Origin of the sequence: Micromonospora sp. WMMD735, assembly GCF_049178995.1 — a bacterium.
Lineage (GTDB): Bacteria > Actinomycetota > Actinomycetes > Mycobacteriales > Micromonosporaceae > Micromonospora > Micromonospora wenchangensis.
Genome location: NZ_JBMHMJ010000002.1, coordinates 3931324 through 3957481 on the forward strand (window position 1 = coordinate 3931324; position 26158 = coordinate 3957481).

General features: G+C 74.9%; 19 protein-coding genes. 5 read left to right on the forward strand and 14 right to left on the reverse strand.

From position 1 onward, the window contains the following. The first annotated feature begins 138 nt into the window (after nucleotides 1–138). Complete coding sequence (gene eccD, locus ACN268_RS16680) at nucleotides 139–1548, forward strand: type VII secretion integral membrane protein EccD (RefSeq protein WP_421483970.1); 1410 nt, start codon at nucleotides 139–141, stop codon at nucleotides 1546–1548. A gap of 7 nt (nucleotides 1549–1555) precedes the next feature. After that, on the forward strand, nucleotides 1556–2950 hold the full coding sequence (eccB, locus tag ACN268_RS16685; protein WP_421483971.1) for a type VII secretion protein EccB: 1395 nt from the start codon (nucleotides 1556–1558) through the stop codon (nucleotides 2948–2950). A 22-nt stretch (nucleotides 2951–2972) separates the two neighbouring features. On the opposite strand, the gene ACN268_RS16690 is transcribed toward eccB, so the two are convergent. From ACN268_RS16690 to ACN268_RS16700, 3 genes are read right to left on the reverse strand one after another with little or no spacing between them, the layout of a single operon-like run. Beyond that, nucleotides 2973–4352: a S8 family serine peptidase gene (locus ACN268_RS16690; RefSeq protein WP_421483972.1), complete on the reverse strand. Its 1380-nt coding sequence runs from the start codon at nucleotides 4350–4352 to the stop codon at nucleotides 2973–2975. Nucleotides 4353–4371: 19 nt separating this feature from the next. Next, nucleotides 4372–5352, reverse strand: coding sequence for an SMI1/KNR4 family protein (locus ACN268_RS16695; RefSeq protein WP_421483973.1), 981 nt, complete (start codon nucleotides 5350–5352; stop codon nucleotides 4372–4374). Continuing rightward, nucleotides 5349–6368: an SseB family protein gene (locus ACN268_RS16700; RefSeq protein WP_421483974.1), complete on the reverse strand. Its 1020-nt coding sequence runs from the start codon at nucleotides 6366–6368 to the stop codon at nucleotides 5349–5351. Before ACN268_RS16700 ends, ACN268_RS16695 begins: the two co-directional genes overlap by 4 nt. A gap of 128 nt (nucleotides 6369–6496) precedes the next feature. On the opposite strand from ACN268_RS16700, the gene ACN268_RS16705 reads away from it, so the two are divergent. Next, nucleotides 6497–6967, forward strand: coding sequence for a hypothetical protein (locus ACN268_RS16705; RefSeq protein WP_421483975.1), 471 nt, complete (start codon nucleotides 6497–6499; stop codon nucleotides 6965–6967). Nucleotides 6968–6985: 18 nt separating this feature from the next. Here the strand turns inward: ACN268_RS16705 and ACN268_RS16710 are convergent, their stop codons facing one another. The 10 genes from ACN268_RS16710 to ACN268_RS16755 all read right to left on the reverse strand — a co-directional run bounded on the left by ACN268_RS16710 (nucleotide 6986) and on the right by ACN268_RS16755 (nucleotide 21814). Continuing rightward, entirely contained in the window at nucleotides 6986–7534 is a 549-nt protein-coding gene (locus ACN268_RS16710; RefSeq protein ID WP_421483976.1) for a hypothetical protein, read from the reverse strand. Then, nucleotides 7531–8091 (reverse strand): hypothetical protein, encoded by a 561-nt coding sequence (locus tag ACN268_RS16715; RefSeq protein WP_421483977.1) that lies wholly within the window; start codon nucleotides 8089–8091, stop codon nucleotides 7531–7533. The genes ACN268_RS16710 and ACN268_RS16715 overlap by 4 nt, the downstream gene beginning before the upstream one ends. Further along, complete coding sequence (locus ACN268_RS16720; protein ID WP_357929746.1) at nucleotides 8088–8318, reverse strand: hypothetical protein; 231 nt, start codon at nucleotides 8316–8318, stop codon at nucleotides 8088–8090. Before ACN268_RS16720 ends, ACN268_RS16715 begins: the two co-directional genes overlap by 4 nt. A gap of 106 nt (nucleotides 8319–8424) precedes the next feature. Then, nucleotides 8425–9087 carry a hypothetical protein gene (locus ACN268_RS16725; RefSeq protein WP_421483978.1) on the reverse strand — a complete coding sequence of 221 codons (663 nt, stop codon included), beginning with the start codon at nucleotides 9085–9087 and terminating at the stop codon, nucleotides 8425–8427. A 20-nt stretch (nucleotides 9088–9107) separates the two neighbouring features. Beyond that, complete coding sequence (locus ACN268_RS16730; protein WP_421483979.1) at nucleotides 9108–9818, reverse strand: hypothetical protein; 711 nt, start codon at nucleotides 9816–9818, stop codon at nucleotides 9108–9110. A gap of 59 nt (nucleotides 9819–9877) precedes the next feature. Next, on the reverse strand, nucleotides 9878–20164 hold the full coding sequence (locus ACN268_RS16735; protein WP_421483980.1) for a hypothetical protein: 10287 nt from the start codon (nucleotides 20162–20164) through the stop codon (nucleotides 9878–9880). A 48-nt stretch (nucleotides 20165–20212) separates the two neighbouring features. After that, a complete protein-coding gene (locus tag ACN268_RS16740) occupies nucleotides 20213–20584 on the reverse strand; it encodes a hypothetical protein (RefSeq protein WP_421483981.1) in 372 nt (123 codons plus the stop codon). Continuing rightward, nucleotides 20577–20978 carry a YbaB/EbfC family nucleoid-associated protein gene (locus tag ACN268_RS16745; protein WP_421483982.1) on the reverse strand — a complete coding sequence of 134 codons (402 nt, stop codon included), beginning with the start codon at nucleotides 20976–20978 and terminating at the stop codon, nucleotides 20577–20579. The genes ACN268_RS16740 and ACN268_RS16745 overlap by 8 nt, the downstream gene beginning before the upstream one ends. Before the next feature lie 106 nt (nucleotides 20979–21084). After that, complete coding sequence (locus tag ACN268_RS16750) at nucleotides 21085–21375, reverse strand: WXG100 family type VII secretion target (RefSeq protein ID WP_088644222.1); 291 nt, start codon at nucleotides 21373–21375, stop codon at nucleotides 21085–21087. Nucleotides 21376–21454: 79 nt separating this feature from the next. Then, nucleotides 21455–21814, reverse strand: a complete 360-nt coding sequence (locus tag ACN268_RS16755) for a WXG100 family type VII secretion target (RefSeq protein WP_245854545.1) — start codon at nucleotides 21812–21814, stop codon at nucleotides 21455–21457. A 248-nt stretch (nucleotides 21815–22062) separates the two neighbouring features. Between ACN268_RS16755 and ACN268_RS16760 the strand changes: the two genes are divergently transcribed. Together ACN268_RS16760 and ACN268_RS16765 are read left to right on the forward strand one after the other, a co-directional pair. Then, complete coding sequence (locus tag ACN268_RS16760; RefSeq protein WP_421483983.1) at nucleotides 22063–23109, forward strand: WXG100 family type VII secretion target; 1047 nt, start codon at nucleotides 22063–22065, stop codon at nucleotides 23107–23109. Nucleotides 23110–23124: 15 nt separating this feature from the next. Then, a complete protein-coding gene (locus ACN268_RS16765; protein WP_421483984.1) occupies nucleotides 23125–25149 on the forward strand; it encodes a hypothetical protein in 2025 nt (674 codons plus the stop codon). A 45-nt stretch (nucleotides 25150–25194) separates the two neighbouring features. On the opposite strand, the gene ACN268_RS16770 is transcribed toward ACN268_RS16765, so the two are convergent. After that, on the reverse strand, nucleotides 25195–26028 hold the full coding sequence (locus ACN268_RS16770; RefSeq protein ID WP_421483985.1) for a phosphoribosylaminoimidazolesuccinocarboxamide synthase: 834 nt from the start codon (nucleotides 26026–26028) through the stop codon (nucleotides 25195–25197). Nucleotides 26029–26158 lie beyond the last annotated feature (130 nt).

Here is a 26158-nt window from a genome sequence, read left to right on the forward strand (position 1 = left end):
CGACCGGTCGCCCCTGGCAGGGACCGCCGTCCGCGCTCGGACGGCCACCCGGCGGGCGGTGCGACCGTGCTACTTTGACCGCCGCGGCGGGCCCAGCAGACGCCGCGCGAACGCGTGGCACACGGGGAGGTGACCAGCGTGACGGCCCCGGGCGGTCTCAGTCTGGCCAGGGTGACCATCGCCGCCCCCCAGCGGCGGATGGACGTGGCGTTGCCCAACGGCATGCTCGTCGGAGAACTCCTGCCGCACCTGCTCCGGCACGCCGGGGAGGGCCTCGGCGACGTCGGCGAACAGCAGGGCGGGTGGGTGTTGCGCCGGGCCACCGGCACCCTGCTGGAGGCCACCCGCAACCTCGCCGTGCAGGGCGTGCGCGACGGCGAGCTGCTGCACCTCACGCCCGGCCGCGACGAGTGGCCCGAGCTGGCGTACGACGACGTGGTCGAGGTGATCGCCAGCGGCGCGCGGCGCACCGGTCGATCGTGGAGCGACGACGCCACCCGGCGGGCCGGGCTGGCGGTCACCGCCGCCCTGCTCGGGTTCGGGCTGGTCGCGCTGCTCGCGGTCGGTGCGCCGTGGCGTACCCCGGGGCTGCTGGCGCTGGGGGTCGCGGCGCTGCTGGCGGTCGTCGGCCCGGTGCTGTCGCGGGCCGTGCCCGACGCCACCGCCGGGGCCGTGGTGGCCGCCGCCGGCCTGCCGTACGCGCTGCTCGGCGGGGCGCTGCTCGGCGCACCGGACGGTGCCCGGCTGGTCGACCTGGGGGCACCGAGCCTGCTGCTCGGCTCCGCCGCGCTGCTGGTCTTCGGCATCGTCGGCTACGTGGCGGTGGGCGGGGTGCAGCGGCTGTTCATGGCCGGGGTGGCGGCCGGGCTCACCGGCGTGCTGGCCGCGCTGCTCTGCTACGGCGGGGTCTCCCCCGCCGGTGCGGCGGCGGCGACGCTGACCACGGTGATCGGCCTGCTGCCCGGTTATCCGCTGATCGCCGGCTGGTTGGGCAGGCTGCCGGTGCCGGAGCTGCCCGACCGGCCGGAGGAGATCCTGAAGGACCGGCCGGTGCCCGAGCGGGCGAAGGTCTTCGTGACCGTGGCACGGGCCACCGAACTACTCACCGGGATGCTGCTGTCCGCCTCGGTCTGCGGCGCGCTGGCCATCGCGTTCCTGCTGACCGGGGACCGTACCCCGGCCGGCGCGCTGCTGGCGCTCTGCGGCGCCGGCGCGCTGCTGTTGCGGGGGCGGCTCTTCCCCACCGCCGCGCAGCGGGTGCCGCTGCTGGTCAGCGGCCTGCTGGGGCTGTCGTCGCTGGCCGTCGCCGCGCTGCTGGGCACCGCGCCGGGTGGCGGCCGGGTGCTCGTCTGGCTCGGTGTGGTCGCCGCGGCGGCGCTGACGCTGGTCGCCGGTCTGGTCTACAGTCGACGCCGGCCGTCGCCCTACCTGGGCCGGGCCGCCGACATCGCCGACGTGATCGCCATCATGGCGCTGATCCCGCTGGCCTGCGCGGTCATCGGCCTGTTCGGGGCGATCCGGGGGATGTTCGCCTCGATCGGCGGGTGAGACGACGATGACGACGCGACGGGACCAGCTCCAGTCGTACCAGTTCATGACCCAGCGGGTGATGTCCGCGTTCGTGATGCGCGAGACCGATCCGCAGCAGTCGCCGCTGCGTCGGGGCATCGGCGCGCTCTTCGGTGGGCTGATGGTCGCCGTCCTGGTCGCCGCCGGGGTGGGCATCTACGGGCTGCTCACCAAGGTCGGTGGGAACAGTTGGCGGCAGCCCGGCGCGGTGGTGGTCGAGAAGGAGAGCGGCGCGACCTACATCTACCTGGACGGACGGCTGCACCCGACGCTCAACTACGCGTCGGCGCTGCTGGCCGCCGGCCGCCCCGGCACCCCGGTGGTACGCGTCTCCGCCAGCACCCTCGGCACGGTCCCGCGCGGGGTGACGATGGGCATCCCGAACGCCCCCGCCTCGCTGCCGGCCGCGAACCGGCGGGCCGGTCTGCCGTGGACGGTCTGCTCCACCCCGACGACCGACGACACCGGCCGCACCACCGACACGGTGACCCTGGCGTTGGCCGCCCGGCCGGCCGGTGGGCGGGGCATCGGCGACGACGGGCTGCTCGTCAAGGACGCCACGCTGGGCATGAACTACCTGGTCTGGCACGGCCGCCGGCACCTGGTGCAGGGTTCCCGGGTGGTCGTGCCCGCCCTGTTCGGGGCGGTCACCCCGACCCCCGTCGGCACCGCCTGGTTGAACGCGCTGCCCGCCGGGGTCGATCTCGCCGCGCTGCCCGTCGCCGACCGGGGGAAACCCTCCCGGGAGGTGTCCGGACGACGCAACGGCGACGTGCTGGTCACCCAGACCGCCTCCGGCCCGCAGCACTACCTGGTGCTCGCCGACGGGGTCGCCCCGGTCACCCCGGTGCAGCAGGCGATCCAGGCCGGACAGTCGGGGCGGCAACCCGTCCCGGTCGCCGTCTCCGACGTCACCTCGCTGCCGAAGAGCCAGCAGGTCCCCCGCCCGCCGGACCGGGGCCAGCCGCCCGCCACCCCGCCGAAGCTGCTCGGCCCCGAGCCGGGGCAGCAGATCTGCGCCGCCACCACCGACGCCGGCACCCCGCCGGAGTTGACCGTGGGCGGCACGTTGCCCGACGCGGACCGGGCCGCGCCGACCGGTTCCGTGTCCCCCGACGGCATCCCGCTGGCCGACCGGATCGCCGCCCCCGCCGGTCGGGTCACCGTGCTGCGGCTACTCGGCAGCCCCGGGGCGTACAGCATCGTCACCGACCTGGGCATCCGGTACCCGGTGCCGTCCGCCGAGGCGTTGCGCCTGCTCGGCTACCCGGCCCAGGGGGCGCTGACGGTGCCGCCGAGCCTGACCATGCTGGTCCCGACCGGCCCCACCCTGGACCCCCTGGCCGCGGTCCGCCCCGCGTCGATCACCACCGGCGGCTGACCGGGCCGTCGGCCGTGGTGGGTCAGCGGCCTGGCGTCGGATCGTCGAAGAGCTGCACCGGCGGGCCCGGTTCGGCCGGCGGCGTCGACCGGGCGGGTGCCGGCGCGACGGCCGCCCGCCACCGGCGACGCCGGACCCGGGGCAGCGTCAGCGCGACGGCGCACACCACCAGGACGGTGGCGAGGGCGAGCGCCGTGCCGGCCAGGGCGATCCGCCGGCTCTCCCGGACCGCCGGGTCGGGCCGGTCGTCGGCGGGCCGGAACCGGGGCAGCGGGGCCGGTCGGGCCTGCGGCAGCAACTGGTCGTTGACCGCCCCGTACGGGTTGACGGTGCCGTGGCCGTACTCGGTGTGGTCGGCACCGGGGACCGCCGTCACGGTCAGCAGCCGGACCAGTTCACTGCGCGGCGTTCCGGACCGCTTGGCGAGGGTCAGCGCCCCCGTACCGGCCACGAACCCGCAGGCCAGTGCGGTGCCGTCGGCCGCCTCGACCAGGCCGGCACCGCGCTGGGTGGTGGTCACCGCCACGCCCGGCGCGACCAGGTCCAGGTACGGCCCGTACTGCGACTTCGGCCAGCGCCGCCCGTCCGGGCCGATCGCCCCGACGGCGAGCACCTCCGGATAGCCGGCCGGATAGGACACCGGGTTGCCGTCCCCACCCCGGTCACCGCTGGCGGCCACCACCAGGACGCCCCGGTCGACGGCCCGTCGCACCGAGTTCCGCAGGGTCGCCGCGTCCCGGTCGGCGGCCACGGTCACCGCGACCACCCGGGCACCCCGGTCGACGGCCCAGTCGACGCCGCGGGCGAGCACCGCCGGGTCGACCGGGGCGGCACCGAACGCCCGGTCGTCGACCACCCGTACCGGCAGCACCCGGGCGCTCGGCGCGAGGCCCGCGAACGGCGAGCCGCCGGCCTGCCGGGCGACGATCAGCCCGGCCACCCGGGTGCCCTGCCCGGTGCAGTCGGTGTCGGCCGGGCCACTGCCCCGGACCGCGTCGAAGCCGCTGCCGACCCGCCCCCGCAACTGCGGGTGCTCGGCGTCCACCCCGGAGCCGAGCACCGCGACGGTCACCCCGGCCCCCTGGCTGAACGGCCACACCTGCTCGGGGGCGAGCACCTGCTGCGCCCAGGACGGCGTGCCGACCTGCCCGCCGGCCGGTGCGCAGTCGGGTGCCGCCGTGGCGGGCCGCACCGGGCCGACCAGGGCGGCGGCGGCGACCAGCCCGACGACGAGCGCACCCGCCACCGGACGCCGTCCCGCCCGGGCCGGGCCACCAGCCGTGCTCCGACCCCGGTCCGGCCCGGTCGTCGGTGACGCTGCGGCCGGGCCGGCGTGGTCCGGGCGACCGCCCGCACCGACCTGGTCGTCCGGCTGCGGCCGGACCGGCGGGTACCCCGTCATGTGTTCCTCCGTCCCGGCCTCACGCCGCCGGCCGCCGGCGGGCGGGCGGCAGCGCCCGCCCGGTGCGCGCGTCGTCGACCCGGCCGACCCGGCCCCCGGCCACCGCGTCGACGGCCAGCCCACGCAGCGACCCGGGCACCGCGCGCAGGGTGTGCCAGAACACGCCGAAGTTGTCGGCGCAGCGGTGCAGCAGCCGGTCGGCCACGTCGGCGGCGGTGTCGTCGTCACGGGCCCGGGGGTCGTCGTCGTCCCAGTACCAGACCGACCCCTCGTCGCCGCCGGCCACCCGCACGGCGAGCAGGCCGCCCTGCACGTGCCCGACGGCCAGGAAGTCGGCGGTGAACCGGTCGGTGAACCAGGCGTTGGCGTGGCACAGGTCCTGCATCCAGTCGGCCCGGACCACGCCGAACAGCGGCTGGTCGACCACGAACCCGAACCGGGGGTGCACGGCCGGCCAGTCCGGCCAGCCGCCGTTGGTGCGGGCCAGGAAGTCCCGGTAGCCGGCCGGCAGGGTGACGCCGAGCCGTTGCTCGACGCGGGCCACCGCCTGCGGGGTGAGCCGTTGCACGAACCGCAGCGGCGGCGGGGTGGCGGCGTCCACCGGCAGGCCGCGCCGCCGGTGGTCGGCGTCGCCGGTGCTCACCCCGCCGCAGTGCCGCAGTGCCGCGTGCAGTTCCGCCGGCACCAGCGCGAGCCGCCGGCCACGCGCCAGGTGCGCCCAGACCCACCCCGCCGGGGTACGCCCCGACGCCTGCGGATCGGCCGGGTCCGGCACCGCCAGGTTGGCGGTGAGCACGTCCAGCACCCGGGCCTCGTCCACCCCGATGCCCGGCGGCAGCGGCGGCAGCTCGACCACCGCCCGCGCGTACGGCGTCCAGTCGGGAAAGCCGTACGGGTCGACCGGCACCCCCTGCCGGTAGCGGACCCGCAGCATCGGCGCGACCGGGTGGGCCACCCCGAAGGCGTACCGGGCTGCGGGGATCGGCCCGGCCCCGCTCACCGGCCCCACCCGGCGTCGGTCGACCGCCCGGCGACGGCCCCGTCGGGGTCCGCCTCGTCGCGGGCTGTCTCGTCGTGGGCTGTCGCGTCGCGGTTCGTCCCGTGGGCGTCCGTCCCGTCGGGGGTGGGCCAGAGCAGGAGGAACGGGACCTGGTCGGCGGGGACGGTGACGCCGGCCGGGGAGTCCGGGTCGACGGCCAGGGCGTGCCCCGGCGGCCAGACGGTGAGCAGGGCCGCCATCGTGGCCCGCAGGCTCGGCGTGCCGTCCGGGTAGGCCCGCGCGAAACGTTCCGGTGCGGTGAACACCTCGATCACCGGCGTCTCCCCCGCGCCGACCGCACGCCACGGGAAGTCCGGGTCGACCAGCCGGGCCGGGTCGGACACCGGGGCGGCGGTGGGGAGCACCACCAGCGCGTCGAGCAGCGCGTCCAGGTAGCCGACGGAGTCGCCCCGCTCGGCCGCGTCCCGCAACAGCGCGGCGGTGTCCGGCCCGTCCGCCGGACCGGGGGCGGGGACCGGTGGGGCGAGCGCGGTCGCCGGATCGTCCGGCCCGTCGGCCGTCGCGGCGGCGATCTCGTCGTCGGCCGCCGCCTCGGCCAGCTCGGTGAGCAGCTCCGCCCCGGCGGGCACGGTCAGCTCCCCGTCCGCCGCCGCCCGGACCGCCTCCACCGGCAGGTACGCGTCCAGCGGGGTGCCCGGGTTGACCGCCAGCCGCCAGCCGGCCACCGGCCACCGCTCGCACAGCTCGTCGTACCCGGTCACGGTGTACGCGTCGGCGACCCCGGCGACCTGCGGAACCATCGCCTCCAGCGAGGTGAAAACGGGCAGGAACGGCGCTCCGAAGAGGTCCATCGTGACGAACCGTTGGCTGCCGTCGGCCGGGTCGTCGTCGCGCACCTGCGGGAGGAACAGCTCGGCCCGGGTGAGGATCCGGAAGAACCCGGAGCGGTCGTCGTCGCGCGCCGCGCGTAGCAACGCCCGTTCGGTGTCGTTGGCCGGCTGCCACGACTCGTCCACGACGGGTCTCCCTCCCTGCCCGGTGCCGACCTGAGCCTAGCGATGTCCCGCCGTCGGGCGGGACCCGCCGCGGGCGCACGCTAGGCTACGGTCCGGTCGCCGTCCGCCCACGTTCCGCAGGAGGTTCCATGCGACGTGTCGTCGCGGTCGCCGCCCTGGCCGCCACTGTGGCCGGTTGTTCCGCCGCCCCGTCGCCCGCCCCCGCACCGGCCCCGGTGGAGCACGTGGTCACGCTCACCGTCGAGGTGGTCGGCGGCGGGGGTGGACTGTTCGGGATGGCGGTCACCTGGGGGCACAGCAGGTTGGAGACACAGTCCGCCACCAGCCTGACCTGGGCCTGGTCCCACGCGGTGACGCTGCGTTATCCGGATGTCGAACGGGTGTGGGTGTCGGCGACGCCGCAGGTCCGCCCGGGGGTCGACGAGCGGTTGGCGTACGCCGGCGGGACCCCGACGTTGCACTGCACGATCCTGTTCGGCGACCGGCTCGTGCAGGACCAGAGCAGCATCTCCCCCACGTGCGAGGCGAACCTGTCGGCCACCGCACCGGCCGGCAGGGCCCCCACCCCCGCGCAGCGGTCGGGCGGTGCCGCCGACTGATCCTCCACCCCCGACGGCTCAGCCCAGCCGGCGCAGCGCCCCCACGTACGACGACCGCACCGCGACCAGCCGACCTGCCCGGAACCGGCCCGGTTCCCGCTGGTAGACCGTGCGGCCCAGCGTCGTCCAGACCGCCGTGAACGGCACCCGCGCCCCGCCGGGAGGCACGAACTTCACCACCTCGTCGAGCGCGGCGACGGCGGCGGTGAGCCGGACCCGGCACCGCCGACGGTCCGCCTCCGGCAGGGTCCGCGCCCCGGCCGGCACCCCCCGGGCGTGGTTCTCGGCCACCCACAGCCACTCCCCGGCGTCGATCAGCCGGGACGGCTCCGGGCCGCCGTACCGGAAGCCCTCCTCGACCTCGACGGGCCCGGCGGGCAGCCGGAACAGGAACTCCCGGGGCGTGCCGCACCCCTGGCACCCGCCGGTGTAGCGGCGGGCCAGGTCGCCGTCGGGCAGGGTGAGCACGGTGGAGGCGCGCGGGAAGCTCCCCTGCCCGCAGCCGCACGGTTGCAGGTCCATGTAGAGGTGGGCCTCGTGGAGGGAACGCGCGGCCAACGGGATCACGACGGGCTCCACGGCATGTGATCCAGGTGGAAGTCCCGGACGACCTCGATGCGGCGACGACGGAACCGTCCCGGTTCCCGGTCGTAGACCGTCCGTCCCCGGGCCGACCAGAACGCCGCCTCCGGCACCGCATCGCCGCCGTCGGGCAGGAACTTGTGGACCTCCTCCAGGGCGGCCACGGCGGTCCACCGCAGGTCCGCCGCCTCGGCGTCGTCGCCCTGCCGCTCGGCCACCGCCGCCGCCTCCCCGCACCAGTCGGCGACGAGCAGCCACTCACCGGGGTCGAGCAGGGCGGACGGCTGCGGGCCGCCGAACCGGGTGGTGGGGTGCGGGCCGGCGTCGGCGGGCGTCGTCCGCCCCTCGGGCAGGGCGAAGAGGAACTCGCGCTGCTCCTGGCATTCGGCGCACCGACCGGAGTACCGGTAGACCGGTCGGCTCCCCTGCGTCGTCGCCGTCCCGGTCCAGGCGGCCTCCATCGACCCGCACCGGGTGCACGGATGCAACTCCAGGTAGAGGTCGGCCTCGTCCCGGCTCCGGACGGCGGGCAGCAGGCTCATTCGGCGTCCCGGTAGTGACCGGTGTCCGGGTCGAGGCCCATGATCTCCCGGGCCTGGCGCATGTACTCGCGCTGCGCCTGCGCCGACGGGGACCGGCGCTGCGCCGAGTCGGCACCCTCGGGGGTGAAGTCGACGTCGTCCACCCGGTGTGTGGCCTGCCACCGGGCGTGCAGTTCGGCCAACTCCCGCAGCCGGCGTTGCCGCTCCGGATCGACGTTCATCGCCATCGGGTCACCTCCGGACACCGGCCGCCGGCGGGCGAACCGCTCGCCCGGACCAGTGACCGTGGCTGGTCTCTGCGGGCCGGTACGCCGCACGCGGCACCACCACCCGTCACGGCAGCGGACGCTCCACCCGCTCGGCGACGGTCTCCCGGGCCCAGGTCGCCGCCCGGTCCGGCCCGCCCGTCACCGTCCACCGGTACACATCGACCGCGGAGCGGATCTCCAACAGGTAATGGTTGTGCGAGAAGAACCGCAAGGTCCAGCCCCCGTCCGGGTCCGGCACGAACGTCGGTTGCGTCACCGCCGGAGCGTCAGGCACCGCCAGCACCCGGGCGAAGTGGTCGGGGTCGCGGACCAGCCAACCGGCGCGGGTGCCCTCGGTCACCGAGAAGGGGCGTACCACCGGGCCGTCGATCTCCCACGCCGAATACAGCTCGCCGAACAGCTCCGCGTAGGCCAGCGGGTCCAGCCCGGCTCCCACCCGACGACCCAGTTCACCCATCACCTCGGGCCGGTTGAGATGCAGCGTCCCGCCCGACGCGGTGAGGAGCAGGGCATGGGTGACGAATATCGGCTGCCGCGCGGCCACCACCCGGACCGCGTCGGCCACCCACTGCTCGTCGGCGACCGCCCACCGCGCCGGGCGGGCCAGGTAGCGGAAGTGGGCGGTCCGCACGGTCACCGACTCCGGACCGACCCACACCCGCTCGGTGGATTCGCCCGGCTCCAGCACGTACCGCTGGAGCGCCTCGGTCGTCCGCTCCGTGTCCACCAGCAACCTCCCTGTCGGTGTCACCCCGGGCCCGGGCCGGGTGGTACGGGCGTCCACAGCAGGGCCGCGCCCGCCAGCGCCGCCCGCTGGTACGGCGGCAGCGGTTCACCGGCCCAGAAGGTCTCCACCTGCGGGGCCTCCTCATCCTCCTCGGCGAGGGCGCGCTGAGCATCGTAGGTGATGTCCCAGGCCCGCATCCCAGGGCTCAACTCGGCAAGGCAGACCCGCCGCTCCACCGGTGGGCCGTCAGCCGCCGACCGCCACGCCCGCCAGATGCCCCGGACACCGGGATGACGGGAGACACTCACCACGAACCGGGTGTCGGGCCAGTCGGTCAGCTCGTAGGCCAGATCAGCGAGGTGACCGAGCCGGGCCGGCAACCCGGTGGGGTCCTCCGGGTCGACACCGGTCAGGTCCAACGGGTTCGGCAGCCGGTTCCCGGCGCGCTCGACGACCGCTGTCCGCGCCGGCAGGAAACGGAAGGCGTCCGCCGACGGCGTCTCCTCGGAGACCGGCACCTCGTCGTACAACTGGGGCTCACCCCCCGGCACATCCAGCGTGCGCAGGACCCGGCCCAGCAGCTCCCGGTCCGCAGCGGAGATCGGTACGGCGTACTGCACCGTCGCCACCGACACCGCATCCGGAAGGTGCCGCAGATCCCCGTCGCCGAGGAGTTTTCGCAGCTGGGTCACCACTTCGTCCGGGAACCGCCCCGCCAGCCGCAACAGCATGCGGTGTACGGCGGCGAAGAGGTCGTCCGCCTCATCCCATACAGGACTATCGATCACTGTCAGGTCTCTTCCATGATGATTATCGTGCAGTTGTCCTGGAACTCGGGAGGCAACCGGGCCCGTACCTGTTCCTCGAGGTCAGGATCGGACGTCCGACGCGTCCGCGAGCGTGGGGGAAAGACCGCCTCCTCATCGACGGCGAAGGACGAGAACACCGATATGTCGCGGGCCTGCTGCCCGGTGAGCCGGTAGACCACCAGGATCCTCCCGCCCGAGGCGGGGTTCTCGGCCATGAACCGTACCGCCACGTCGAGGCGGCGACTGACGCTGAGGAACTCCCGCGCCCTACCGGTCGGCAGCCAGGAGTTGCCATAGATCGGGGAGTACACCGGGGTGATCCAGTCACCTCGATAGGCGACCACCGGCCGGTCCGGACTACCGACGGCGGGCAACTGCATCATCGCGTCGTGCACCATGTCAGCGTGCCACCGCACCTCGTCGAACAACCGGGGTGACACCGAGCGGAGCCGACCGGTGAGGTCGTCCCAGGCCCTGTCGAGCGCCTGGGCGGCCCGGACCCGCTCGACGGCGCTCTGGGCGCCCGGCTGTTCCCGCGCCCGCTGCCTGGCCGCCGCCATCCGCCGTTGCGCCTGCACCCACCGCGCGGCCGGGCCACTGAGCGGCGAGCGTGCGGTGAGGTGACCCGGCCCCTCGTGTACCACCGAACGGAGCAGCAACGGCAACGGCAACGCCTTGGTGCCGGCAGCGATATTGCCCAGGTAGTTCCTGACGAGTTCGTCGACCTTCCGGTCGAACACCTCCTTCGTCGGTCGCTCCGCCACCCCACCGGTGAACAGGTGGGTACGGATCACGTTGTTGATCAGGTAGTGGCTGTGTCGGGTGTAGACGGCCAGCGCCATGACGTGGGGCTTCGACAGCCGCTGACCCAGACTGCGCACGGCTGCGGTGTCGGCCGGGTCGATGCCGTTGCGCCGCAGCCAACCGGCGAGGTCGGCGTCCCGCACCCGGCCGCTGTCCAGTTGGGGCCACAGCCGGTCCGCGATCGCCGGGACCTTGTGCCGGGTCTCCGAGAAACCGTGCGGGTCGACGGCATGATCCAGGTAACGGGCCTCGTGGGGGAAGAGCCCGTCCACCGTCACCTCGGCCCGCAGCGTGGGCAGGTCGACGTCGGGCAGGCTGCGGTAGAGGTCCACCGCCGTCAGGCGGCTGTCGGGCGGGCGCAGCTCCACCCGCTTGATACCGGCGATCTCCGCTCCGCGCAGGATCTCGAAGAGCGAATGGTCCCGGGCCGGCAGCATCCAGCCCATCAGGCCGCTCAGGAACCGCTCGGTCTGCAGGCCGTCGAGCCCCACGAACCGGGCGGCGGTGAGCATCCGGGCGGTGGTGCCGGAGACCCCGTCGATGACCGGGAAGCCGTCCCGACCCACCCAGCGGGCCCACGGCCCATGGTCGGTGTCGTGCGCGGTTGCCCCCTCACGCCACGGCAGCAGGCTGTGGTCGCCGAGCGGAGCGCCGGCCTTCTCCCGGTTCACCTGGTCGACGTACGCTCGTTCGAGCCGACCGAGCGGAGTCCCCAGCCGGGCATAGTGGTCGGGGGTGTTGGCCAGGGCCAGCTGTTCGTCATCCGAGCGGGGCCGGCGGGGGGACTGACTCGCCGTCATCTCGGCCAGGTCCCGGATGCCGTGCTCCGAGTTCCTCGCCACGTTGCCGGTGGCGAAGAAGTCCCGGCCGAACTTCAGCCTGTCCCGCAGTGGGTCCGGCATCAGCCGGTTCACCGTACCGTCGAGCAGGTCCCCCATCCGACGGACCGCCGCCACGTCGACGCCCGCGTCCCGGGCCTGCTCCCACCGGCCCCCGTCGAGCACCGACAGCAGCGCGTGGGACAGGGTGTACGGGTTCTTCCAGTTGCAGTAGGCCGCGTTGTAGAAGGCGGTCATCGTCTCCCGGAGGTTACCCTCGGCGAGCAGCCGATCGAAGCTGACCGAGGTGCCCACCTGACCGGCGCTGTCGGGCGCGTCGTCCCGGAAGAAGGCGCTCTCCACCCGGGCGACCACCTCGGCGCGGGTCTCCCCCGGGTGCGCCGGCCCGGTCAGTGCCACCAGGATGTCCCGCATCCGGGTCAGCGCCGTCCGTACCGTTTCCTGCACCTGCGGGTCGCGGAAGTAGTGCGCCCCCAACCGCTGCTCGAACCGGGTCGCCTCCGTGGACCAGCGGGGATCGTGCAGGAACCGCGCGAACTCGAACGGCACCCGGCTGATCCGGGCCGGATAGGTCGCCGGGGCCAGGTCACCCGTGGGCTTCGCCGGGTGGACCGCCTCCGGCGGCAGCACGTCACCGTCGCGGACACGCCCCGACGGGCCGCCGCCGGCGGGACCGGCACGCCCGTCCGGTGGGCCCTCCCGACCCAGCAGCGCGTCCCGGCCGGCGTCGCTGAGCCGCCCGTCGAGCAGCCTCAGCCGGGCCGCCGCCCCCGGATCGTCCGGATGCAGGCCGAGATGGTCGCGCAGGGCCCGCAGTTCGACGCGGGCGTACGTCGCCTGCGCCGGGTCACGCAGCAGGTCGGCCAGCACCTCCACCTCGGCCAGCCGGCCCAGGTCGTGCGGGCTGGGACCGGTGCCGTCGGCCAGCACGCCCGGGGTGAGCGCATCCGGCGTGAACGGGTCCAGCCCACCGGCGGCCCGCTGCCTGATCGCCGCCAACTCGGCCGCCTCGTGGGCGACGGCCCGCGCCACGTTGATGTCGGCAGCCCGGTCGGACAGCTCGATCCGCCAGCCGCCCCCCTCCGGTGGCACGGTGCCGTGCGGCAGGTCCCGGCCGTCGGCGTCGACCGGCACCGACCGGGCCACCGCGCCGTCGGGCAGGGCGTCCGCCGGCACGGCGGTCAGGTCCAGCCGTACGCCGCGCAGGGTGCCGTCCGCCGGCAACCGGTCCATCAGCAGGCGCAACGCCTCGTCGCCGAGTCGACGTACCAGTTCCGGCGCAGCCACCTCCCGGCCGTACCCGTGGAACTGCGCGTCGGGCACCCGGGCGGCGGTGACCGGCGCAGGGCCGTCCCCACGGAGCAGTCCGTGGATCGCCGACGGGTCGGGCACCCGGGGCAGCCCGGCGGTGTACGCCGACCGGGGGTGCAGCGGGCCGGTGTCGCTGATCGACTTGACGCCCTTCCAGTCGGCACCCAGCAGGGCCCGCTTGCCGATCCAGGAGGCGTCCCGCCCCCGGTGGTGCTCCCCCCAGCCGGCCTGGCTGATCTCGAACGGCGTCGGGTACCGGCCGCTGCCGAAGGGGTGGCTGCGGGCCCGGTCCAGGATCTCCCGTCCCGCCTCCCGCTGCCGGTACGCCTCGGTGAGCACCTGCTCCGGGTAGCTGGTGCCGTAGCGTGCCCGGAGCCGGTCGACGTCGACGGGGCCGTCGCCGTCGGCTGCCCGCCGGGCCGACGCGATGTCGACGTCCACCGCACGCAGCTCATGTCGGAGCCGGTCGAGCACGCCCTCGGCCCGGTGCCCGGTGTTCGGTGCCCAGTCGAATCCGTCGCGCGCCCACGCGTACCCGCCGACGGTGGAGGCGGCGTGCACCTCGACCCGTTCGACGCCGGAGTACCGGTACCAGTCGGTGAGATGGCCGTTCCACTCCCGGGCGAAGCCCTGCCCCTGGACCCGTTCGCTGAGCTTCAGCGAGACGTGTTCGACGAAGAGGCTGCCGTCGTGGTCGCGGTGGAAGGACCGCACCACCCGACCGACGGGCACGCCGTCCGGATCGTGCACGGCGGCCCGGACGACGACCTCGTCGCGGTGCACACTGACGCTGTACGGGTCGTCCAGGTCCACCCGGACGCGCAGCCCGGCGAACTCGCGTCCGTCGAGCTGGTCGGCGAACTCCCGGCGGACGGCGTCACCCCAGGTGTCGGCCTCCTCCCGGCTGCCGGGGATCAGCTCGTCGAGCGAGGGACGCCGGTCCTCCCGCCGCCACGGCGGGTCGGACCAGATCTCGTCGGTGCGGGTGGGCTCCCGCCCGTCGGCCGGTGTCGCCCCGTCCGCCTGCGGCACCTGCTCCAGCTCGTGCACGGGGTAGCCGCGTCGGGCCAGGTCGGCGTCGAGCCGGTGGAGGTCCTCCCGGAGCCGGGCCCGGTCGATCGGGTCGGTCGCCGCCCGCAGCTCGTCGACGACGCACCGGCGCTCGGTCAGCCCGAGCAGGGTCCGTGCATCCGGGACCACCGCGTCGACCGCCCCGCGCCCCGCACCCGGCTGGCCTGCCGAGCGGGCCGGCTCCGGAGCGGGCCAGCCCGGCCCCGGTTCCGGTGCCCACGCCCGGTGGTCCGCAGCCCGCGCCGGAGGCGTCCACGATCCGACGGTCCCCTCGCCCGGTCCACCCGGTCGCGGCGTCCCCGCTTCGGGGGTGACCGGCCGGGGTTCCACTCCCCGCTCCGGCGCGAGCGGGGTCGGGTCGGCCCCGCCGAGGAGGCCGGTGATCCGGTGCAGGGCCCGACCCAGCACTCCCGGGCGACGCCCCGGCCCCGGCTGCGCCGGCTGTCCGGCCGCCGGCCGGTCCGCCGGGCCACCGTCGCGTGCCGGCCCCCACTCGGCGAGCGGTGGCGCACCGGGGTCGGAGCGGGGTGGGGCCGACACGTCCGGGGCGGCCGGACGGTCGCGGAGCGCGGGCAGCGACCGTCCCGACTGCTCCTGTCCGATCGCGTCGAGGTCGAGGCCGTACCGGTCGGCGATCTCCCGGCTCAGCGGGCCGTGGAAGGCACCGCCACGACGCTCGCCGGGGATCGGATGGTTCGCCTCGGCGATGGCCAGGCGGGCCCGTTCCACGATCTGCGCGACAGGTTGGTCGACCGTCCGGTCGAGCAGTTCCCGGGGCAGGACGGCCCGCTCGGCCGGATCCAGCACGTACCGGTCGAGGACGTAGTCCCGCATCTGCTGCGGGGTCCAGTCGGCCATCTCCTGGTAGGCGTCACTGCGGGGTAGACGGGGGTCCCCTGCGTGGTCGGCGGCGCGGAAGCCGGCCAGCCCACGGAGGAAGTGCTGCTGGACGGCGAACGCCTGGAACTCGCCTTCGAACCGGAACGGCACCAGCACCTGCGCCGCGATGTCGTCGCCGTGGCGTCCTTCGGCGACTCCCTGGGCCAGGACGTCGCCCACCACGTCGGGGCTGGGCTGGAGCCGGTGCATGCTCTCGTGCACGACGGTCGCGGCGACCGCGCTGATCGGTCGGTTGGTGGCGCCGTCGCGGGGGTCGACATAGAGGATCTCGGTCCGGGTGTCGAAACCGCCGCGCGCCGGCCCGCGGATCCACGCGTCCAGCTCCGGGGGGCGCAGCTCCGGTGGGAGCAGCGCCTCGACGCTCTCCGGGTCCTTGGGGATCAGCCGGTCGAAGGTGTCGGCCGCGTGCCGCTCGAAGGCCGGTCCGAGCACGTCGCCGATCTTCGCCACCGCGATCGCCTGGTCGATGGCGTGGAACCGGTGGGTGACCGGGTCCACGCTGACCACCCGGTGGGCCATCTCGACGGAGTTGAGCGGGTCCACCCCGTCCAGGTCCCGCCAGCCCGGGTCGGCGTGTTCCCCGCCCCGGGAGAAGTCCCGCCAGTCGCGGTAGCGGTCGGCGTACCCGTCGACCGCCCGGCTCAGCGCGCGTACCTCCCGGACGACGTCACCGAGCGGGCCGCCGTCGCGGGCCCGGTCGGCGGCCGCCTGCAACCGGTCGGCCTGCCCGGCGACCGCGTCGAGGTCGGCGATCCGGCGGGCCACCGTCGCCTCCGGGTACCGGCCGAGCAGGTTCTCCTTCGCCCTGTCCACCAGCTCGTGCACCTGCTCGGGCAGCTCCGCGCCGGTCCGGGGGCGGTGCGCCGGGAAGTTGCGGCTCGGCGCGAGTTCCTGGCTGATCGGCAACTCGTCGCCCACCCGCGGCGACCCGTCCGACGGCATGGCAGCATCCGGCACGGCGGCGGGCGGCACGGCATCCGGGCCGACGGTCCTGGGCGCGGCGGTATCCGGGGGCACGGGCCCCGGCCGGGCGGTGTCCGGGGGCACGGACCTCGGCCCGGCGGTGTCCGGGGGCACGGACCTCGGCGCGGTGCCTTCCGGAACGGCGGGTCTCGGTTCGGCGGTGTCCGGGAGGGCCGGCCCCGGGGCGGGGGCGGGTGGTGCGGCGTTCGGGTCGGCCGGGGTCCGCTGGGTGACCAGCGCGGTCGTCTCCGCGCGCAGCCGGGCCACCACGGCGTCGATCTCCGCCTGACTGCGGGGCAGGTAGGAGCCGTCCCCCTGGCGCACCGCCAGGTGTTCCCGGGCCCAGTCGCGCAGCTGCGCGGGGGTCGTCGGGTCGTCGGCGAGCAGGCCGCGCACCGTGTCCGGGGTGAGTGGCCGGGGTGGTGCCGGCGCTGGGGCGGTGGCGTCCCGGAAGCTGACCGCGTCGGCGTCCAGCACCTGCGGGTCGGGTCGAACCGGTGCCTCCAGCGCCGCAAGCGCCGGCTCCGGCATCGTCCGCGCCGGTCCGGGTCGCGTCGGCCCGTCCGGCGTCGTCGCCCCGTCCCGGCCCCCTTCCGGTACGCCGTCCACCGGCGTCCCGGCCCGCCCGGGCTCGACCGGGCGGTCGAGCACCTGGTGGATCTCGTGGTGCAGGGTGCGCCAGGCGTCGCCGAGTTGCCGGTCGACGAAGGCGGCCCGCGCGGCCGGATCGGCCGGCAGGTGCTCCGGCAACACGACCCCGGCCGGGTCCCGCTGCACCCACTGCCCGTGCTCGACCGTCATCCCCGGCCGCAGCACCACCGGCTGCCCGGGTGGTAGCGCCGAGTTGACCTGGAGTACCACCCCGACGCGCAGCCCGTCCGGGTACTCGACGGTGAGCAGGCGGGACGACTCGTCCCAGCTCGCCCGGTACGGCTGGTCGACCGGGCCGGCGTCCCGGCCGGCCAGCAGCTCCCCGACGTGCCCGTCGAACGTCGACCGCACCGCCTCGGGCAGCGGCACCGACGGCCCGACCGGGTGCGTCCCGGCCGGCACCAGCTCGGCCGGGACGTCTCCCTGCGCTACGCCGCGTAGCTGCCCCCCGGCGGCCAGTTCGCCGTCTCGGCCTGCATCCGCAGGATCTTGCCGTACGCCTTCCTGTACTGCATGTCCGCCGGCCCGTCCAGCACCTGGCCCTCCCGGGACGCCTTCTGGATGACCAGCCGACGGTCCTTCTCCGGGTAGCCGAAGCTGTACTCGACCTCCCGACTGTCCTCCCGGACCATTTCGAAGTCCACCAGAATCGCCATCACCGGTTCTCCTCGGCCACGAGTTGTCCAGGTCCTCTCCGGTCCGGCCGGGCGCGACCCGCTCCCAATTGAACAGGCTCTGGGCGTACGCGTGGGCATCCGGGTAGGTGGCGTCCGGGTGCACCAGCAGGTAGCCCGACTCGGCCAGCTCGTGCTCCAGCAGGACCAGGTCGGGTTCGAGCGGGCGGCCCTCCCGCAGCCTGATCCACGCCTCCGCGATGTCCTCGTCCGCGTCGAAGCGTCGGCGGACCCAGCCGTCCGGGTAGTCCCGCAGCACGTGCTCGTCGACCATGAGGTGCTGTTTCACCCGGGCGATCTCGGCGTGGGTGAACCCTGTCGTGCCGCCGGGGCGGGCGACGGTGGCGAGGTTCGCCGCGATGTCCGCGACGTCCCCCGGGTCGGCCCGGAACCGGTCGTAGGCCCGGTCCGCCCATTCCATCGCCCGCAGCTCGTCGCGGGGACGGATCGAGGCTCCGGTCTGGGCGTCCTGCCCGTCGGGCCCCCGGTTCTCCGCCCCGCGGTCCTCGGGGGGCGGGTCCTGCGGGGGGCGGTCGGTGACCGGGTGGCCGTCGGGCGGGGGGTGGTCCGGGCGGGGCTCTGCCCTGTTCATCCCGGTCGGGTGGGTGGCCGGCCCGGTCCGGTCGGCACCGGTGGCCGCCGGGTGGTCCCGGAGGCTGGTCGCCGGTGGGTCGGCTCGGCCGGCCGGCAACGGGGGTGGCGCGTCGTCAGGGTCCCGGCGGACCGAGTCGGCGTCCCGCCCGCCCGGCTCGACGTCCCGGTGTGCCGGCTGGGGACCACGCCGGACGGGCTCGCCCTCGCGCCCGACCTCGTGACGTCCCGGCTCGACGTCGGGACGGACCGGGTCGACGTCGGACCGGACCGGACCCGCGTCACGGCCGGGCGGACCCGCGTCACGGCCGGGCGGGCCCGCATCACGGCCGGGCGGGCCCGCATCACGGCCGGGCGGGCCCGCGTCACGGCTGCCGTGGTCCAGGTCGCGAGCAGGCGACGGTCCGTCGGGGCGGATGGGAGCGCCGTCGCCGGGTCCACGCGGCGGCGCGGTGTCGGCAGGTGTCGGCCGGGTCACCGGGTCACCGGCCGTCCGCCCGCCGGCCGGCGGGGTCGACTCCCCCGCCAGCCGGTCGCCACCCGGGCGGGACCACTCCCCCGACGTCCGCTCGCCCCCGAACCGCGCCGGGTCGGCAGGCGGGCGGGGCTGGTCGAGAGACGGACGGGCCGGATCGGCCGGGCGGGTCCCCGCCTCCGTGGTCCGCACCGGTGCGGGGTGGGCGGGCTGGCGCGGGCCGCCGCCGTCCCCGGTGCCACCCGCCAGGTCGGTGCGTTGCGGCAGGTCGGCCGGGGGCAGCTCGGGTCGCGGCGGGTGCGGGCCACCCGGGCCGCCGGGGGTGGGCCCGTCGCCGTCGACCACCGTCGGGTCGGGTGACCGGACGCCGTCGCGGGCGAGCACGGTGCCGTCGGCGGCGATCGCCCCACCGTCGAGCCGTTGGCCGTCGCCGTCGACGTGGGCCCAGACCGCGCCCCGCTCGCTGTAGGTGACCCGCAGGCCGGCGGCCCGGTCGACGGCGGCCATCCCCTCGGGAAGCACCATCACGTCGCGCCCGATCCGCAGGTTCATCCCGCCGACCCGGACGGTGTCCAGTTTGTTCTGCACACCGAAGACGACGCCGGCCTTGGCCCCCTCCGCGCCGCCGTGCAGCATGTTCTGCAGGTCGAACTTCCCCTGCGCGGCATCGGTCGCGCCGGTCACCAGGGCGCCGGTGACCCCACCGCCGATGACGTGGCCGGGGATGCCGCCGAACATCGACGCCCCGAACAGCCCACCCTGGACGGTGGAGACGCCGAGCTGGCCGAGGTCGAGACCGGACCGTTCGCCACCGGCGATCTGGTACATCTGGCCCAGCAGGTTGCCGCCGCCCATGAACGCCGCCCCGAACGCCACCCGCTGGCCCAGGTACTTCGTCAGTTCCCGGCCGAAGGTGGTGGTGGCGATCTCGCGGGTCGCGTACTGGCTCAGGGTGGCCCGGCTGAGCTGCTCGAACGCCTCGGTGCCGGCAAGCCGTACGCCACCACGGGCGGCGAGGTCGGTGCCGACCCGGGCACCGAACTTGCGTAGCAGCTGTTCCTCGATCTCCCGGGCGAGCTGGTTGCGGGCGGCGAGCAGGCTGCGCCCGGCCAGCCGGCGGGACTCCAGCCCGGCCTCCCGGCCGAGTTGACGCAGCAGTTCCCGGTTGGTGACGCCACGTAGCCACTGACCGGCCATCCGGTCGGCGACCGACCGGGCGATGACGTTGCGCGGCAGGGTGTTGCGGGCGAGGGTGCCGGCGCCCTGCCGGATCACGGTCGGCAGGGTCTGCCTGACGAAGGTGGGGACCTGGGTCCGCGCGAAGCGCGGCAGCTGGGTGGTGACCAGCCGGGGGACCTGGGTACGGACCAGGTTCGGCAACTGGGTCCGCACCAGGGTCGGCAGCGTACGGGTCAGCAGCGCGGTCACCTCGGCGAGGGCGGCGCGGACGGAGATGCTGCCGATGGCCCGTACCGCGTTGGTGGCGGCGGCCCCGATCGCGGCGCGGCACGCGGCGAACGCCCCCGGGATGCCGGCGGTGGACAGGCCGAGCGACGGGATGGCGGCGGCGACCAGCATGAACAGTGAGACGGCGAGCATGATCAGGCCGAGCAGGGCCATGAACTTCATCAGCTCGATCTGGAGACCGAAGCTCTGTACCGCCTCCTCCATGGAGGCGAGGGTGTCGACCGTGCCGGCGAGCGACTCCAGGTAGGCGAGCCATTCCCGGGCGAACACCTCGGCGGCCCCGTCGCCGCTCCAGTTGGTCAGGATGCCGTCGGCGGCGTGCACCGCCTCCTCGTAGAAAGCGGCGAGTTCCTGCGTCGCGGCGCCCCAGGCGTCGGAGAGCTCGTAGACGGCGTCGATGTCCGACTCGGGGATCTTGCCGATGAGGATCTCACCGACGGTGGAGCGGACGCCCGGGATGGCGGCTTCGAGGTCGGAGAACCACTCCAGGATCTCGGCGAGGGCGTGGTCACTCTCGCTCACGCGGGGTCCTCCGCGGCATCGTCGGGTCCCCCGGCCGGCCGCCTCGGGTCAGTGCCGGCCACCGGCCCGGTCGATGTCGGTGGCGTTGTCGTCGTCGGTGCCGGTGTAGCTCCACATGGCGTCGGCCACGTACGCGCCGAGCTTGTCCATCGCCTCGCCGAGCTTGGGCACGGTGGTCTTGATGGCCTCGTTCATCTGCTGCCCACCACCGCCGGGAACCTCGACCGACTTGTGGTACGTCTTGAGGAACTCCTCGGTGAACTCGTCGCGCGGCAGCGTCCCGGGCGCGGCCTCCAGCGTGGTGACCGCGCCGAGCTTGCCGTCCATCGCGGTGCGCATCGACTGGCCGTTGATCCGGAGCCGGTTGGCGATGCCGAGGATGTCGGCGACGCTCGTCTTGATCTCGACGAAGCTACTCATCGTCGTCCCCCTTCAGGCGCACGTCGGCGTCGTGACTGTGCAGCAGCTTCTCCAGCTGCGCGCCACCGGGGGCCAGCCGGCGCAGGTCGGGGGCGAGGCTGCCGTCGAGGATCTCCTTGGACTGCTCGGCGGCGTCCTCCACGGCGAGCCGGACGGTCGCCACGATGGTGGCGGCCAGCGCCTTGGAGTTGGGGTTGCGGAACACCCGGGGGTCGATGTCCAGCTCCAGCAGGTGCCCCCGGGGGCCGACGACCGCCTTGACGGTGCGGTCGTCCGACCAGGCGGTGCCGGTCACCCGGAGCATCCGGCGCTGCACGTCGTCCATTCCGGACCAGGCCTTCTTGAGGTCACCGATCATGGCGGTCAACGCGCCGAAGTTCGGTCGTTCCTCCATCGCCCCTCCCCCGAGGTCCCTTGCGCCGGGCAGCCTAACCGGGGCGGCCCGGCCCCGGCCGCCCCGCCGGTCCGACCCTCCCGGCCGGGAGGGTCGGACCGGACGGTCACATGCCGGCGGCGATCTGCTGGTCGACCTGCTGCATCCGCTCGGCCGACGCGCCGAGCTTCACGCCGACCCGGGTCAGCGCCTCCTTGATCTCGGTTGCGCCCTGGTTCCACTTCTGCCGGGCCTCGTCGCACGCCTGCCCCGCCGGCCCCTGCCAGTCCTGCGCGAAGAGCTGGGTGAACTGGGTGTAGAGGTCCTGGAGGCTGCCGTCCATCTGGCCCTGGTAGGTGCCGATGGCGGTGGCCACATCGGAGATCTGGGCGAAGTTGTAGGTGATGGGACTACTCACTGGAAGGTCACCTTTCGCTGGTCACGGCGGCACGGGTCGCCCGGGAGGGTCGACGCGGCCGCGGCGGATACCGGCGGCGTCAGCCGCGCAGGATGCTCATCACGCTGGCGTCGCCGGTCTCGGCGGCAGCCTGGCGGATCTCGGTCGCGGCGTCCTCGTCGTTCATGCCGTACTGCGTGGCGGCGCTGGTCATCTTGCCGGACAGCTCGTCGAGCGCCGAGATGATCTTCTTCAGGCCGTCGTTGAGCTGCACGGAGACGTCCTGCAGCGCGTTGTTGGCCGAGCCGCGCATGCCGCTGCCGCCCAGCGCCTGCACCCGTTCGACGAGCCGCGCCATGCCCAGTGCGAGGCCCTCACCGGTCTCGTTGCACCGTTTCGCCATCGCGTTCAGCTGTTCCTGGGTGGCGTGAACCTGACCCAGTCCCGGAGTGTCGGTCAAGGTGGACTCACCCGCTCCTCTGCTTGCGCCCCCCGGTCAGGGAAGCGTCCCCTTGATGGTGGTGGCCGTCGTGGCCGACCCTGACGGTAGCGCCCCGTAACGAATCGGGCCACCTCACTTCGTCCGAAGTGGCTGGTCGGGGTGGCGACAGCGGCGACACCGGGTCCCGGCGGTGGTCGGCAGCGGTTACGCTCGGGGCGATTTCCGGTGACACTCGGGCGGGGGCCCGCCGCACCAGGGGAGGTTCGGTGGCGGAGGACGACGGCAGCAACCCGTACCAGCACGAGACCGACCAGAACACCAGGACCGACTGGCTGGCCGATCAGAAACCCGTCGACGTCGATCCGGACGGGCTGGTCGACTACGGCAAGAACATGGTCGTCATCCAGGAGAACCTGCAGAGCCACGGCGGCCGGTTGAGCCAGCTCGGCCAGTTGCCGCACCGCGCCTGGGAGGGTGCCGCGCTCCCCGAGGGCGTGTACGTCCGCACCCAGCTCACCCTGAACTACGCCGAGTTCCAGCAGTACCTGACCTACCTGGGTGCGGCGCTGACCAACATCGGCATGGCCGCGCAGACGGTGGCGGACGCCTACGCCAACACCGACGGCTGGTCGGCGGCCTCGCTGGACGCGGTCCGGTTCGCCTTCGGCGAGGCCGACGCGCCGCGCCCCGCCGGGCTGCCGCCGTTCGTCTCCGGCAAGACCTGGTGGGACCAGTACCTCGAAACGGTGTCGAGCGGTCAGGCCAACGCCGCGCCGACCCCCGAGCAGTTCGTCGACCAGGGCCAGCCCCGGGTCGCCCCGGACGGCAGCATCACCTTCACCGCGCTCGGCCCCGGCGGCGTGGTGCGCACCATCGTGCAGCGGTCGTTGCCCGGCGGCGTGGGCACCGAGACGGTCACCACCACGACCGACGCCACCGGCAAGGTGCTCGACAGCAGCACCAGCCGGACGACCACGGTCGTCACCGGCAACTCGACGGTGGTCACCACCACCAACACCGACGCCGAGGGCCGGCGCACCGGCGGCAGTCGGGAGACCACGTCGTACGGCGTCGACGGCGGTCGTACGGTGACCAGCGAGCAGCTCGACGCCGGGGACAAGCCGACCGCCACCCGGGTCGACGCGCAGCACGCCGACGGGACGCACACGATCACCACGACCGACGGCAAGGGCACGGTCACCCAGGAGCTGCACATCGGTCAGGACACCGAGGGCGTGGACCCGGCCGAGCTGACCGAATCCCCCGTCAAGCGGGCGCTGGACGAGATCAAGCAGCACGACTACGGCATCTGAGCCCGGGAGGACACCATGGCCGACTACTGGGGTGCCCAGGCGACGTACGCGCACGGTGGCCCGCGCGGCGAGGGCACCCGGTACGTCATGCCGCCGGAGAACCCGGACCTGAAGTTCACCCCGGCACCGGGCGGCGAGGGCGGGGCCACCATCGAGGCGGTCCGCCAGCAGGTGCTGGGGCAGCATCCGGAGGACATCTCGGCGCTGGCCGACCAGTGGCAGAACGCGTACAACCTGCTGCAGAGCATCCACCAGCAGTTGCTGTCCGCCAGCCAGACCCTGCACGACGAGCACTGGAAGTCACCACAGGCCCGGGACGCGTTCCTCAAGGCGGGGCCGGGCAAGACGCTGGCGTACCTCGACGAGTGGATGGACGCGGCCCAGCACAACGTGACCGCGCTGCGGGCGATGGTCGGCATCGCCCGCGACTCCCGGGCGGAGATGGAGCGGCTCTGGACGGAATACCGGGAGGCCATCGACGACGCGAAGAACTCCGACGGCTGGACGCAGTTCTCGGAGGGCTTCAAGCAGGGCTTCACCCTGGGCCTGTACGACGGCGAGAAGGGCATCCAGGCGGCCGAGGCCGAGGCGGTGCGGGAGAAGCAGGAGGAGTACAACCGGCGGGCGCAGGAGTTGGCCCGACGCACCGCCGACGACTACTTCGACACGTTGAGCAAGGTCAGTGGCGGGCACGGTCCGCCGTTCTTCCCGATGGACGCGGTGCTCAACCCGGTCGGTCACCCGCCGTGGCGCGGGCCGGTCGGCGCCCCGCCGCCGGTGGGGCCGCCCGGTGCCCGCCCGCCGGGGGTCGGGGCGACCCCGCCGCCGGCGTCGGTGCGGCCGGTACCCCGGCCCACTCCGAATGATCCGGACCAGTTGGCCCGGCAGGTGCTGGACACGCTCAGGCCGCCCCCGGAGGTCGGTGCGCCGACCCCGACGCCGGACACCGGCAACCGGGCGGGTCCCGCCGTGGCACCGCCGCCGGTGGTGCCGCCGCCGCTGGTCGCGCCGCCGCCCGGCCTGTCCACCGGGGCACCCGGGCCGAGCGGCGTGAACGCCAACGCCACCGGCGCGGGCCGGGCCGGGCTGACCCGGCCACCGGGCCTCGACGGGGCCGCCGGTGAGCGTGCCGGGCTGCGCAGCGGGGTGCTGCGCGGCGGTGCCGGAGCGCCGGCGGTCGGCGAGCCACCCCAGGCGTCGCTGCGTTCCCCCGGCGCGAACGCCACCCCGCCACCGACCGGCGGCCGGACCGCGCCGCCGAACGGGCTGCGTGGCCCCGGTGCCCCGTCGACGGCGGCCCCGCCGGCCGGTGCCCGGGGCACTCCGGCGACCGGTTCCCCGCACTCCCCGGCCTCCGGCCGGCCGGGCAGCGGGCAGCAGGCGGACCCGGCCCGGCGGGGCACCGTTCGTGCGGGTGCCGGCGACGAGGACCCGTTCGGCCGGCCGGCCGGGGAGACCACCGCGCCGGTGTTGCAGAACCGACGTCCGCCGCAGCGGCGCACGTCAGGCGGGGCCGGTCGCGCCGCCGATGGGCAGGCCGGGGACGCCTCGACACCGATCCGGCCGGGGACCGCCCCGCCCGTGCTGGGCAGCCCGACCCGGGGTGCCGGGGTGACCGGGACGCCCCGGTCGAAGCGCCGTGACCGGGGCGGTGCGGCGCAACCGGCGACGCCGGGCGGCGAGTGGTGGGGTGACGGCCGGTCGGAGGCGACCGCGCCGGTGCTGGACGCGCCGGCCGCGCCGCTGTCCGGGGGGCGGGTGTCCCGGCTGGAAGAGGTGCCGGGCGCCCTGCGGGGCCGGCCGACGGCCGAGCCGGCACCCCGGCGGGCGCGCGGCGGTCAGCCGGTGCCGCCGGAGCTGACACCCCGGCGGACCACCGCCGCGAAGCGGGACGACCGGGACGAGCACCGCGACGGTCCGGGGATCGTCACCGACGAGCAGGCGTTCAGTGTGGAGACGCCGGGTGGGGGTGTGCTCGGCAAGCAGGCCGAGGACCGCTCCTACCGGGCCGAACCGAAGACCGCGCTGGGCGGCAACTGACCGCGTTCCGGCCGTCCCGCCACGGGCCGGCCGGGACGCGGCCGGTCAGGACCAGCGTTCGCCGGTCAACCGTTCGTAGACGTCGACGTAACGGGCCCGGGTCGCCTCGACCACGTCGGCGGGGACCTCGGGTGCGGGGGCCCGCTTGTCCCAGCCGCTGCTGGTCGCCCAGTCCCGCACGTACTGCTTGTCGTAGGAGAACTGGGTCCGGCCCGGCTGGTACGACTCGGCCGGCCAGTAGCGGGACGAGTCGGAGGTGAGCACCTCGTCGCCGAGAACCAGGGTGCCGTCCGTCGCCCAGCCCAGTTCGATCTTGGTGTCGGCGACCAGGATGCCCCGGTCGGCGGCGAGTTCGGCACCCCGCCGGTAGACGTCCAGGGTGATCTGGCGCAGCCGCTCGGCGGTCTCCGCACCCACCTTGTCCACCACGTCGGCGAAGGTGATCGGCTCGTCGTGCTCCCCGGCCGGTGCCTTGGTCGACGGGGTGAAGATCGGCTCCGGCAGGATCGACGCCTCGACCAGGCCACGCGGCAGTGGCACGCCGGAGACCGCGCCGGTGCGCTCGTACTCCTTGAGGCCGCCACCGGTCAGGTAGCCCCTGGCGACGCACTCGACGGGCACCATGTCCAGCCGGCGGCAGCGGATCGCCCGGCCGGCGAACTCGGCCGGCACGTCGGTGGTGGAGACGACGTGGTGCGGCACCAGGTCGGCGAGTTGCTCGAACCACCAGAGCGACAGGGCGGTGAGCAGCCGCCCCTTGTCGGGGATCGGGGTGGGCAGCACCACGTCGTAGACGGAGATCCGGTCGGAGGCGACCAGGATCAGGTCGTCGCCGTCCGCGTAGACGTCCCGGACCTTGCCGGAGTGCAGAAGTTCCACGTGCCCTAGTACACCACGGGGACGACGCCGGCCGGGTCGCCCACCCGGGCGGCGGCCGGGCGGGCGTTGACACCCGGCCGCGCCACCTGCGTGAATGGTCCGGCTACCGGCCCGCCCGTCCCCAGGAGCA

Excerpts from the sequence above, each read along its gene's own strand:
- ACN268_RS16765 (WP_421483984.1), top strand. The coding sequence starts at position 23,125 with ATGGCCGACTACTGGGGTGCCCAGGCGACGTACGCGCACGGTGGCCCG.
- ACN268_RS16745 (WP_421483982.1), bottom strand. The coding sequence starts at position 20,978 with ATGGAGGAACGACCGAACTTCGGCGCGTTGACCGCCATGATCGGTGAC.
- ACN268_RS16720 (WP_357929746.1), bottom strand. The coding sequence starts at position 8,318 with ATGGCGATGAACGTCGATCCGGAGCGGCAACGCCGGCTGCGGGAGTTG.
- ACN268_RS16715 (WP_421483977.1), bottom strand. The coding sequence starts at position 8,091 with ATGAGCCTGCTGCCCGCCGTCCGGAGCCGGGACGAGGCCGACCTCTAC.
- ACN268_RS16690 (WP_421483972.1), bottom strand. The coding sequence starts at position 4,352 with ATGACGGGGTACCCGCCGGTCCGGCCGCAGCCGGACGACCAGGTCGGT.
- ACN268_RS16740 (WP_421483981.1), bottom strand. The coding sequence starts at position 20,584 with ATGAGTAGCTTCGTCGAGATCAAGACGAGCGTCGCCGACATCCTCGGC.
- eccB (WP_421483971.1), top strand. The coding sequence starts at position 1,556 with ATGACGACGCGACGGGACCAGCTCCAGTCGTACCAGTTCATGACCCAG.
- ACN268_RS16730 (WP_421483979.1), bottom strand. The coding sequence starts at position 9,818 with ATGCTGTTGCGGCTGGCGGGGCGGTTCCCGGACGAAGTGGTGACCCAG.
- ACN268_RS16705 (WP_421483975.1), top strand. The coding sequence starts at position 6,497 with ATGCGACGTGTCGTCGCGGTCGCCGCCCTGGCCGCCACTGTGGCCGGT.